This is a genomic window from Amycolatopsis sp. NPDC001319 (assembly GCF_042896185.1).
Taxonomy (GTDB): domain Bacteria; phylum Actinomycetota; class Actinomycetes; order Mycobacteriales; family Pseudonocardiaceae; genus Amycolatopsis.
Genome location: NZ_JBIAWY010000003.1, coordinates 846,438 through 857,682, shown reverse-complemented (window position 1 = coordinate 857,682; position 11,245 = coordinate 846,438). Strand labels below are relative to the sequence as shown.

Here is an 11,245-nt window from a genome sequence, read left to right as displayed (position 1 = left end):
CTTCCGGCTTAACAGCAGGGAGTGCGCGGCACCAAGGGAAGCCACTCCATCGAGTGCCGGATCCCCTACAGCCGGCCGGCGGCCTTCAGCGCCAGGTACCGGTCCGCCAGCGCCGGGGGCAGGTCCTCCGGCACGGCGTCCACCACGTCGACGCCGCGGCGGCCCAGGCGGGCGGTGACGGAGGCGCGTTCGGCCAGGGTGCGCTCGGCCGCGGCGGCGTCGTAGACGGCTTCGGCGTCGCCGCGGCCCGCGGCCATCTCGGCGACGCGCGGGTCGGCCACGGACGCGACGATCACCTGGTGCCGGGAGGTCAGGGAGCTGAGCACGGGGAACAGGCCCTCCTCCAGCGGTGCCGCGTCGAGGCCCGTCAGGAGTACGACCAGGGCGCGGCGGCGGGTGCGCTGGAGGATTTCGGCGACCATGCCGCGGGAGTCGGTCTCGACGAGGGACGGTTCGAGTGGCGCCATGGCGTTCACGAGCGACGGCAGCAACGTCGTGGCCGACGAGCCCGGCACGGCGGCGCGCACGCGGCGGTCGTAGGCCAGCAGGTCGACGCGGTCGCCGGCGCGGGAGGCCAAGGCGGCCAGCAGCAGCGCGGCGTCCATGGCGGCGTCGAGGCGGGGTGCGTCGCCGACGCGGCCGGCGGAGACGCGGCCCGTGTCGAGAACGAGCACCACGTGCCGGTCGCGTTCCGGACGCCAGGTGCGGACCATCACGTCGGCCGCGCGGGCCGTGGCGCGCCAGTCGATGGAGCGGACGTCGTCGCCGGCGACGTATTCGCGCAGGGAGTCGAACTCCGTGCCCTGGCCGCGGATCATCACGGCGCTGCGGCCGTCGAGCTGCTGCAGCCGCGCCAGCCGGGACGGCAGGTGCTTGCGGCTGTGGAACGGCGGCAGCACGCGCACCGACCACGGCACCTCGTGCGAACCCTGGCGCGCCGCGAGCCCGAGCGGTCCTGCCGCGCGCACGGTCACGCGGAACGCCACGCGGTCGCCGCGGCGAGTGGGCAGCATCGCGGTGGTGAAGACCCGTCGTTCGCCCGGTGGCACGGAAATCCGGTGCCGGTCGTCGGCGCCCGCGCTCGGCGGCCACGCGTCGCGCAGCAGCCCGCGCACCGCGCGCCGGCCCGGGTTCGTGACGGTCAGCGTGACCTCGGCCGGCTCGCCGAGGCGCACGGAAGTGGTGCCACTGCGCGAAAACCGCAGCGCACGCACGCTGCCGGCGAGCAGCAGGTCCACGGCCACCAGCACGAGCAGCACCACGACGACGCCGAGCACGCCGGTCGCGGACGGGAACAGCAGCCCGACCACCAGCGCACCCAGCAGCGCCAGCAGCCCGAGCCGCCCGGTGAGGGCCACCGCTCAGCGCGGCACCGGCACGGAGGCCAGCACCCGGTCGAGGACCCCGTCGGCGGTCACGCCCTCGAGCTCGGCCTCGGGCCGCACGTCGAGCCGGTGCCGCAACGCGGGCCGGGCCAGCGCCTTCACGTCGTCCGGCGTCGCGTAGTCGCGGCCGGCGAGCCAGGCCCACGCGCGCGTGACGGCGAGCAAAGCCGTTGCGCCACGCGGGGAAACGCCGATGCGCACGGCCGGCAGCTCCCGCGTCGCGCGGCACAGGTCCACGACGTAACCGATCACCTCGGGCCCGATCGTCACGCGCGCCACGGCCTGGCGCGCGGTCGCGAGCTGCTCGGCGCCGGCGACGGGACGCAGGCCCGCGGCGGCGAGGTCGCGCGGGTCGAAGCCCTGCGCGTGACGCCAGAGGATGCCGATCTCGTCCTCACGCGAGGGCGCCGGCATCGTGAGCTTGAGCAGGAACCGGTCAAGCTGCGCCTCCGGCAGCGGGTAGGTGCCCTCGTACTCCACGGGGTTCTGCGTCGCGATGACCATGAACGGATCGGGCAACGGCCGCGGCGTGCCGTCGATCGAGACCTGCCGCTCCTCCATCGCCTCCAGCAGCGACGACTGCGTCTTCGGCGGCGTGCGGTTGATCTCGTCGGCCAGCAGCAGATTCGTGAACACCGGGCCTTCGCGGAACGAGAACTCGCCGCTGTGCGCGTCGTACACGAGCGAACCCGTGACGTCGCCCGGCATCAGGTCGGGCGTGAACTGCACCCGCGTGGTCTTCAGGTCGAGCGACGCCGCCAGAGCCCGCACCAGCAACGTCTTCGCGACGCCGGGCACGCCCTCCAGCAGCACGTGGCCGCGGCAGAGCAGCGCCAGGATGAGCCCGGTGACGGCCGCGTCGTTGCCGACCACGGCCTTGCCGACCTCGGTGCGCAGGGCGATCAGGGCCGCTCGCGCGTCTTGAGCCTGATTCGGCGCCTGCGTCTGTTCGGTACTCAAGACCGCTCCACCTCTCGTTCCACGCTGTCCAGTTCGTCCGCCAGCCGGACCAGCCCGGCTTCGTCGGCCGGGGGCGGACCGTAGAGCACGCCGCCGACCTCGGCCGGGTTGCGGCCCGTGCGCGCGCTCACCGTCTCCACGACCGCGGCCGCTTCGGCGTCGCGCGGCAAGCCGAGCCTCGTGCGCAGCCGCGCGCGGGCCGCTTCCCGCAACGTCTCCGCCGCGTGCCCGGCCGCGCCGCCCCGGCGGTACAGCCGCGCGCGGCCCTCGGCCGTTTCCGCCGCCCGCACCACGATCGGCAACGGTTCGGTCACCACCGCGCCGAGGCGGCGTGCACGCCACAAAGCCAGCAGTACCACGGCGATCCCGGCCGTGAAGGCGCCATAGCGCCAGCCGGGCGGGATGAGCTCGTAGAAGGACTTCTGCCCGCCGCCGAGCGCGGGATCCGCCGGCGACGGCACGTACCAGACGAGCCGCTGGTGGTCGCCCAGCAGCCGCATGCCGAGCGCGGCGTTGCCTTCGTCGGCGAGACGGTCGTTGGTCAGCGGCGCGCCCGTGCCGAGCACCGTGACGGTGCCCGAACGGTCGGCGACCTGAACGAACGTCGGCGCCGAGCCGTCGCGGTAGCACTGGCGGGCTTCGGGGTCGTCGGTGCGGAAGCGCGTGCCGCCGAGCGTGGCGGGTCCCGCGCCGACGGCCGCGCCGACTGTGCAGCCGGGGTCGAGCGTGGCGACGTCGCCGCTGCCGACGGCGCTCACCGTCGGGAGCACTTTGGACAGTGCCTCCGGACCCGGCGCCAGCAGCACGAGGTGCGCGACGCGGCGGCGCAGGTCCACGAGCCCGTCGCCCGGCACCCGGTCCGGCGCGGTGATCACGAGCGTGCCGCCGTCGACCTGCGCCAGCGCCTCGGCGATGGTGTGGACGGGGTGGACGTCGACGCCTTCTTCCTGCAGCAGGTGGGAAAGCGCGTGGCTGCCGTTCGGTTCGTAGGAACCCGGTTCGAGCTCGCCGCTCGTCTGGTCGCCGCGGCTGAGCACGAGCACGAGCCCGGCGAGCACGATCAGCAGCAGGAGCGCGAGCGGAACGCGCACGCCGCGCCAGATGCGCCGCAGATCGGGCGAAACCGAAGTGCTCGTCACGCGCCCACCAGCACCGGCCGCGCGGAGCGGGCCCGGTCTTCGACCGCGGTCACGGAAAGGTACGCGGCTTCGGTGCCGGGCCGGCCCCCGTAGTGCACGTCGTCGAAGTGCCGCGCGGCCAGCGCGAGCCCCGCGGCGAGGTCCGGCAGCAGCGCGCCCGCTTCAGCAGCGGCTTCGTCGGCCGTGCGACCGGACCGCGAGTCGAGCAGCGCCCGTTCTTCGAGACCCCGCACGATCGCGCGGAACCGCTCACGCACGGCGTCGGCGAACTGTCCTTGCGCGGCAGCCTGTTCGGCCGCCTTCCGGTACTCCGCGGCGCTGCGGCGACGGCCCGAGAAGACCTGCCGCGCCGCCTGTGCCGCGCGCCCGACCTTCCCGACACGCAGCCGCACCACCACGATCAGCACGATCAGGAGCCCGATGATCAGCAGCAGCCCCAACGGCCCGCCCGGCACCCCGGACAGGCTGTTCAGCAGTTCGCTGAACTTCTCACCCAGCCACTGCGCGACCCGCTGCAGCAACCCGGGTCGCGCGGCCGCGTACGCCGGGTCGCTCAGCTCCTGGATCGCTCGCAGGCGGGCCGGGTCCCGGTCGATGTCGACCGGGACGTCGGTGAGCAGGAACGTCACCACGCCTGCCGCGGCGCCGGCGGCGGGTTGAGGCCCGCGGCCCGCGCCAGCTCGATGTCCATGCCCTCGCGGCGCATCCGCTGGTCGATGTAGAGGACCACCGTGACCAGCGCGATGAACGGCGCGACGATCGTCCTCGCGATCACCGAGCCCACCGCGCTCAGCACCAGGCCGCCGGTGGTCTGGACCGGCGCCGTGGCCTGCGGGTCGAACAGGCCCGAGAACGCGCCGGAGCCCAGGTCGAACGGGATGCCGATGATCGCTGTGATCAGCCAGCCGATCACGGCGGCGAGCAGCAGGATGCCGAGCACGCGCCAGAACGCGCCCGACACGAGCGTGCGTGAACGGCCGAAGGCCTGGCGGATCGTGCCGCGCTCCAGCACCAGCGCGGGGCTCGCGAGCGCCCAGAACACGTACGGGATCACGGCCGGCAGCAGGCAGAAGATCGCGGCGACCATGGTGGCCAGCCCGTACAGGATCGTGAGGCCCAGCAACGGCAGCAGCCGCGGCGTGACCTCCTGCATGGCCGAGCGGAAGTCGACCGGGCGGCCGAGCACGGCCTTGCCCATCACGACCGTGAGGAAGCCAGTGAGGAACGTCTGGCCGAGCAGCGTGATGATCAGCGCCGGGATCAGCGACAACGCGGTGCTGCCCAGCACGTTGTACATCGCGTCGAGCGCTTCCTGCTGCGTGGCGGCCGGGCCGAGCGTCGCGACGCGGTTGAGGTCGGGCTGCACCACCAGCTGCACGATGAGGGTCAGGCCCGCCACGATCACCGCGATGACCGCCGAGGTGCCCAGGATCAGCACCGGGTAGCGGCGGATGGCGGTGATCGCGCCGTCGAGGATGTCGCCGACGTTGAGCGGGCGCAACGAGATCACGCCGGGTTTGCCGAGGCCGTGCGGAGTCCAGCCGCCCTGCTGCCCGTAGGCGCCGCCGGGGTACTGCGGCATCGGCTGCCCGTACTGCTGACCGGGCGACTGCCACTGGCCACCGGACGCCGGCGTCTGCCCGCCCGGCGACTGCCAGCCGGGCGGCGGGGTCTGCGGGGTCTGGGGCTGCTGCGGAACGCCGTCGGTGCCCGGCGTCTGTCGCGCGCCTTCGGGCTGCGCGCTGTTGGACCCAGGAGCGGTGGAACCAGGAGTGCCGGACGCGGAGGTGCCGGTCTGGTCAGGGCTGGTCGGTTCGGGGCGCTGGAAACCCTGGCTCGGGGTGGGCGCGTCGTCGTCGGGCGCGCCGGACCCCGGCGAACCGGGTGTGTCTGTCATCGAAGCCCCTCGTACTCACGACCCGTCACTTGCTGCCGCTCACTCTTCCAGAGGCGCCCAAACCGGGCCAGACCTGGGGTGACACCCGGGTCGGGTGACGGCGTCGGCACGAGCGCTGCGTACGGCCCCCGTTCCCCCGATATGCTGAACGGAAGCCGGGGGCCGCCCGGCCCGTGCCGAGACCCTCCGGGACTGCCCTGATGACGCAACCGCCCTACGGCCAGGTGCCGCCTCGCGGGACCGTTCAACCGCCGCCGGTCCCGGGTCACGGGCCCGGCAGGCAGGGACCCCAGGGGCCCCCGCGGCAGGGTCCGTCGGTGCCGGGTCCGCCCCAGGGACCTCCGCAGGGGCCGCCGCCGCAGAGCCCGTGGATGGGTCAGTACCCACCGCAGCGCTTCCCTCCGCAGCACCAGAAGAAGTCGCCGGGCGCGATCATCGGGATCGCGCTCGGTGCCGTCACGGTGCTGGTGCTCGGGGTCGTCGCGATCGTCGCGCTGAACCGGCCGAGCCAGAACGTGAACGCCACCGGCTACCAGAACCCGCCGGCGTCCGCGCCGACCAGCGCGTTCGAGCTGCCGCCGAACAACGGCTCGTCCTCCACCGCCTCGTCGGCGCCGACCGAGACGTCCGAGCCGAGTTCCACCGGCCCGCAGAAGATCCTCAAGCTCGCCGACCACCCGATCCTGCAGGACCCCAACGCCGGGCTGCAGAACCGCGTCTGCGACCTGCCGGCGTGGCAGAGCACGCAGTCGGGCGCGGAAGCGTTCTTCACCGCGGCCAGCAAGTGCCTCGACGCAGCGTGGGGCCCGTTCCTCCAGGCCTACGACCTGCCGTTCACCCCGCCCGCGCTGCACTTCCCGACCGGGCCGAGCTTCGAGACCGCGTGCGGCACCATCCAGGTCGGTATCGCGACGGCGGCGTACTACTGCGAGGACAACCTGTACGTGCCCTTCGCCGGGCTGCAGACCGATCAGTACGGCAACAACCCGGGCGTCTACCTGGCGTTGTTCGCGCACGAGTACGGCCACCACGTGCAGGAGGTCGCCGGGATCATGGACGCCGCGTGGCAGAAGATCTACGCGGCCGGCCAGAACAGCCCCGAAGGCCTGGAGATGTCGCGCCGCAAGGAGCTGCAGGCCCAGTGCTTCTCGGGCATGTTCCTCGGCGCCCACGTGGACCAGGGCGGCACGATCACCCGCGACATGTACAACAAGGCCTGGAACGACCAGGAAACCCGCGGCGACAACACTTCCCACAGCCACGACCACGGCACCAACGCCCACTACGCCTACTGGTGGCGCCAGGGCGCGAAGGCCAACCGGATCGCCGACTGCAACACGTTCGCGGCGCCCTCGTCCCTGGTCAGCTAGGGATCAGGTGAGCACGCCCGGCGCACCGCAGGTGCGGTTCGAGCTGCTCGGCCACCTGCGCGCGTGGCGGGGAGATCGTGAGCTCACCCTGGGCCCGCCCGCGCAGCGCCTGCTGCTGACGGTCCTGCTCGCGCGCGGCGGCCACCCGGCCGGGCTCGACGAGCTCGTCGGCCTGCTGTGGGAGGACGACGCGCCGGCCAGCGCGGCCAACGTGATCCAGCGCTACGTCGGCGCGTTGCGGCGGCTGGTGGAACCCGGCCTGCCCGCGCGGACGCAGGGCTCGTGGCTGGTGCGCGATTCGAGTGGGTACGCGCTGCGGCCCGGTGCCACGACGTCGGATCTCGCCGAGTTCCGCGCGTTCGCCGAGCAGGCCCGGCAGGTCGAGGAGCCGGGCGAGGCGATGGCCTGGTTCGTCAAGGCCCTGGACCTGTGCCGCGCCACCGCCGGAGCCGGGGCGGCCGTGCCGTCGCGCGTCGCCGCGCTGCTGGCCGGCATCGACCGCGAGGTCGCCGCGGTCCTGATGCAGGCCGCCGATCTCGCCCTCGAAACGGGGCAGTCGCCGCAGCCGCTCTTGCCGCACCTGCAGCGGGTGGCCGCGCTGGACCCGTTCGACGAAGGCGTGCACGCGCGCCTGATTCGCGTGCTGGCGGCGCTCGGGCGCCGAGCGCTCGCCCTCGAGGTCCACCGGGCGATCCGGGCCCGGCTCGTCGACGAGCTGGGCGTGGAGCCCGGGCCCGAGCTGGCCCGAGTCCAACGGGAGCTGCTCGCCGAACCGGAGCGCCGGCCCGAACGGCCGGCCGCTCCGCGAGTGCGGCCCGCGCAGCTGCCACCGGGTTTGGCCGCCTTCACGGGGCGCGACGCCGAACTGACCACGTTGTCCCGCGTCCTGGAGCCGGCCGCGGACGCCGGGACCATGCCGCTGGCGGTGATCGACGGCCTCGCGGGCGTGGGCAAGACGTCCCTGGCCGTCCGCGTGGCCCACCGGGTGGCGGCGCAGTTCCCCGACGGCCAGCTGTACGCCGATCTGCGCGGCTTCGACCCCGGCGGCGCGGTGGTGGACCCGGCCGACGCGTTGCGGGGCTTCCTCGAAGTGCTCGCGCCGGGCTCGGTGCCCACCGGGCTGAACGCACGCAGCGGTCTGTACCGCAGCCTGCTGGTCGGCCGCCGGATGCTCGTGGTGCTGGACAACGTCCGCGACGCCGAGCAAGTGCGGCCGCTGCTGCCCGGGACACCGGGCTGCGCGGTGATCGTGACCAGCCGCAACAACCTCGCGTCCCTGGTCGTCTCCGACGGCGCCGAGGTGCTGACGCTCGACACGCTCACCGAGGACGAAGCCCGCCACGCGCTCGGCCGGCGGCTCGGCGAAGAGCGGGTGACGGCCGAGCCCGAGGCCGCCACCGAGATCATCCGGTTGTGCGGCCGGCTGCCGCTCGCGCTGGCGATCGTCGCGGCCCGCGTGCGCACGCGTCCGCAGCTCACCCTGGCCGCCCTCGCCACGACGCTGCGCGAAACCCGCGGCACTTTGGCGGCCTTCCGCACCGACGACGTGGGCGACGTCCGCACCGTCTTCTCCTGGTCGTACCGGACTCTCGGTGAGGCGGCGGCGCGGCTTTTCCGGCTGCTGGCCCTGCACCACGGCGTCGACATCTCCGCCGAGGCCGCGGCGAGCCTCGCCGGCGTGCCGCTGCCGCAGGGCCGCGAACTGCTGGAAGAACTCACGCGCGTCCGGTACCTCACCGAGCACCGGCCGGACCGCTTCACCGCCCACGATCTGGTTCGCGCGTACGCCCTGGAGCTGATGGAGGCCACGGACTCACCCGAGGAGCGGGCGGCGGCGCTGCGGCGGCTGGTCAACCACTACCGGTGCGTCGCCCACGCCGCCACCCTGGCGCTGCGCCCGGTGCGGCCACCCAACGACCGCGTACCGGTGGCGGAGCCGGGTGTGACCGTGACCCGGATCGGCGGGTACGACGACGGTGTGGCGTGGTACGAGGCCGAGCTGCCCACCCTCACCCTGCTGGTCCGGGAGCTGGCCGCGACCCCGGCACTGCGCTGCGAAACGGCGCCGCTGGCGCTTTCGCTGGCCATGCCCTACGAGCAGTTCGTCCGCGGTGAGGAATGGGCCTCGGGCATCGAGCTGGCACTGGAGACCATCGACGGCGCCGACCCGCTGGTCGCACAGCTGCACCGGAGCCTCGGCCTGGCGTACTACACCGTGCAGCGTCACGAGGACTGCCTGCGTGAGCTGGGCCGCTCGATGGACCTGCAGACCGACGACGCCGAGCGGGCCTACCTGCACATCAACCTCGGGCAGATCCTGGGCGATGTCGGCGGCCCGGACCGGTACGCCGAAGCCGTCGACCACTTCCGGCGGGGCATGGAGCTGCATCGAGCCGTCGGCAACACCAAGGCCGAGATGATCGCGATGGCCGGGATCGCCTACCCCCTGGCCAAGCTCGGCCGGCTCGACGCGGCGGTGGCATTGGCGGAGCACGCGGCCGAGCTCTGCGAAGCGGCCGGCGAAGAACTCGCGCTGCGCACCGCGCAGGGGGCGATCGCTCAGGTCCGGCTGGCGGCGGGCGACCTGGCCGGGGCCACGGAGATCTGGCGTACCTCGATCGATCGGTTCCGTGCGTCGCAAGGCTGGCGCTGGGCGCTGCAAGTGCTGGAGCAGGTGGTCAAGGCGCACGCGGAAGCCGGTGACCACGAGCAGGCAAGGCGCTTCCTGCGCGAGGCCGTCGACCTCATCGAGGAACACGACGTGCCGGACGCCTACGGTGCCCGGCGGCAGCTTGGCGAGATCGAGCGCGCACTCAGTGCAGGAGGGCCAGTTTCCCCGAGCCCCGGATGACCAGGAACGCGTACATGCCCCCCGCGAAGCACGCGAACACCAGCAGCACGAGCGCGACCGGGCCGCGCGCGTCCTGAGCGCCCGCCGAGGCGTCGGCCGCGCTGACGGTGATCGCGCCGTCGGCCGGAGCGTCCACGGGCACGCCGACCTCGACGCGTTCGCCCTTGGCGTGGCCGCAACCGTTGAGCGTGCCCTGGCGCCTCTTTCCGCCGAGGCTGAACGTGACGGATTCGACCGGGTTGCCCGCCGAACACTCGGCCGGCTGGGTCACCTCCGCCTGCACGGGCGCGCCGGCGTCGTTGCCCGCGATGCCGAACAGGCCGGGCCCGGCGAGCCACGCCAGCACCACCACGAGCACGCCGGCGGCAGCCGGGATGCCCACCTGCAGCCACCTCTGGACTGAGGTCTTGCTCGTGAGGTCGGAGAGCTGCACGCCGCCATGGTTCCAGATCCACGGGGCAAAACCCAGTGAGGTCCCGGCGGCCCGGTCACCGTCCGCCGATCGGCCGTCACCCAGCGGTCAGGAAGTCACGGCTCAGGATTCGACGGCTCAGGATTCGACCTTGTCGGCCGAGGTGACCTTCTTGACGTACAGCAGCCGGTCGCCCGGTTCGATCGCGTCGGCCTGCGGAGCGTCGACGCGGTACAGCACGCCGTCCCGGACCACTCCCAGCACGATGTCGGGCAGGTGCCGCGGCGAACCGCCCTCCTCGGACGGCTCCACGGCGCGCTCGGCGATCGCCAGCCCCGACTCCGGCGTAATGAGGTCCTCGACCATGTCGACCACGAGCGGCGTCGACGTCGCCATGCCCAGCAGGCGCCCGGCCGTCTCGCTCGACACCACGACCTGGTTCGCGCCCGACTGCTTGAGCAGGTGGACGTTCTCCGCCTCCCGCACCGACGCCACGATGTGCGACTTCGGCGCCAGCTCACGCGCGGTGAGCGTGACCAGCACGGCGGTGTCGTCGCGGTTCGGGGCCACGACCACGGCCTTCGCGTGCTGCACGCCGGCCACGCGCAGCACGTCGGCCCTGGTCGCCGAGCCGTGCACGGTCACCAGGCCCATCGAGCTGGCCGCCTCCAGCGCCTGCTGGTCGGTGTCGACGACGACGATGCGGCTGGGCTGCACGTCCTCGTCACCGAGCAGCGCGTTGACGGCCGAGCGGCCCTTCGTGCCGAACCCGACGACGACGGTGTGGTCGCGCACCTTCGTCCTCCACTTCTGGATCTTGAATGCCTGCCGGGAGCGCTCCGTGAGCACCTCCAGCGTGGTCCCGACGAGGACGATGAGGAAGAGCACGCGCAAAGGCGTGATGATGAGGACGTTCACCAGCCGCGCCGAGGCCGACATCGGCGCGATGTCGCCGTAGCCGGTCGTGGAGAGCGAGACGGTGGAGTAGTAGATCGCGTCGAGGAAGGACACCCCGTCGCCGTTGACGTCGCGGTAGCCGCCGCGGTCGGCGAACACGATCAGCACCGTGGCCAGCAGCGCGAGCAGTGCGCCGATGATCCGCTTGACGATCGAGCGCATCGGGCTCGACGTGAACTCCGGCATCCGGATCACGCCGACGAGCTCGTGGTCGGGGCGGTCGTTGAGCCGGACGTTCAGGGGCAGCCGTTTCAGGGCTTTCATGCACCGGCTC

Annotated in this window: 9 protein-coding genes; 2 read left to right on the top strand and 7 right to left on the bottom strand. The window is 73.2% G+C overall.

The window, feature by feature from the left end; translation table 11 throughout:
• Positions 1 to 65: 65 nt before the first annotated feature.
• From ACFY1H_RS14705 to ACFY1H_RS14685, 5 genes are read right to left on the bottom strand one after another with little or no spacing between them, the layout of a single operon-like run.
• Positions 66 to 1,358 (bottom strand): DUF58 domain-containing protein, encoded by a 1,293-nt coding sequence (locus ACFY1H_RS14705; RefSeq protein WP_366575109.1) that lies wholly within the window; start codon positions 1,356 to 1,358, stop codon positions 66 to 68.
• A 3-nt stretch (positions 1,359 to 1,361) separates the two neighbouring features.
• The gene (locus tag ACFY1H_RS14700) at positions 1,362 to 2,345 is read right to left on the bottom strand and encodes a MoxR family ATPase (protein WP_364059359.1); all 984 of its coding nucleotides are present in this window, start codon (positions 2,343 to 2,345) and stop codon (positions 1,362 to 1,364) included.
• Positions 2,342 to 3,484, bottom strand: a complete 1,143-nt coding sequence (locus ACFY1H_RS14695) for a DUF4350 domain-containing protein (protein WP_366575113.1) — start codon at positions 3,482 to 3,484, stop codon at positions 2,342 to 2,344. Before ACFY1H_RS14695 ends, ACFY1H_RS14700 begins: the two co-directional genes overlap by 4 nt.
• A complete protein-coding gene (locus ACFY1H_RS14690; RefSeq protein WP_386946786.1) occupies positions 3,481 to 4,116 on the bottom strand; it encodes a DUF4129 domain-containing protein in 636 nt (211 codons plus the stop codon). Before ACFY1H_RS14690 ends, ACFY1H_RS14695 begins: the two co-directional genes overlap by 4 nt.
• On the bottom strand, positions 4,110 to 5,381 hold the full coding sequence (locus ACFY1H_RS14685; RefSeq protein WP_386946784.1) for a hypothetical protein: 1,272 nt from the start codon (positions 5,379 to 5,381) through the stop codon (positions 4,110 to 4,112). The genes ACFY1H_RS14690 and ACFY1H_RS14685 overlap by 7 nt, the downstream gene beginning before the upstream one ends.
• Before the next feature lie 371 nt (positions 5,382 to 5,752).
• Between ACFY1H_RS14685 and ACFY1H_RS14680 the strand changes: the two genes are divergently transcribed.
• Both ACFY1H_RS14680 and ACFY1H_RS14675 read left to right on the top strand, forming a co-directional pair.
• Positions 5,753 to 6,751 (top strand): neutral zinc metallopeptidase, encoded by a 999-nt coding sequence (locus ACFY1H_RS14680; RefSeq protein WP_366575119.1) that lies wholly within the window; start codon positions 5,753 to 5,755, stop codon positions 6,749 to 6,751.
• A gap of 7 nt (positions 6,752 to 6,758) precedes the next feature.
• Positions 6,759 to 9,602, top strand: coding sequence for a BTAD domain-containing putative transcriptional regulator (locus tag ACFY1H_RS14675; RefSeq protein WP_386946782.1), 2,844 nt, complete (start codon positions 6,759 to 6,761; stop codon positions 9,600 to 9,602).
• Here ACFY1H_RS14675 and ACFY1H_RS14670 read toward each other — a convergent pair.
• On the bottom strand, positions 9,565 to 9,984 hold the full coding sequence (locus ACFY1H_RS14670; RefSeq protein WP_386946898.1) for a hypothetical protein: 420 nt from the start codon (positions 9,982 to 9,984) through the stop codon (positions 9,565 to 9,567). The genes ACFY1H_RS14675 and ACFY1H_RS14670 overlap by 38 nt on opposite strands.
• A 168-nt stretch (positions 9,985 to 10,152) precedes the next feature.
• Positions 10,153 to 11,235: an NAD-binding protein gene (locus ACFY1H_RS14665; RefSeq protein ID WP_366575123.1), complete on the bottom strand. Its 1,083-nt coding sequence runs from the start codon at positions 11,233 to 11,235 to the stop codon at positions 10,153 to 10,155.
• Positions 11,236 to 11,245 lie beyond the last annotated feature (10 nt).

Bases quoted from the DNA above. Each gene is read 5' to 3' on its own strand.
- ACFY1H_RS14685 (WP_386946784.1), bottom strand. From the start codon at position 5,381: ATGACAGACACACCCGGTTCGCCGGGGTCCGGCGCGCCCGACGACGAC.
- ACFY1H_RS14680 (WP_366575119.1), top strand. From the start codon at position 5,753: ATGGGTCAGTACCCACCGCAGCGCTTCCCTCCGCAGCACCAGAAGAAG.
- ACFY1H_RS14665 (WP_366575123.1), bottom strand. From the start codon at position 11,235: ATGAAAGCCCTGAAACGGCTGCCCCTGAACGTCCGGCTCAACGACCGC.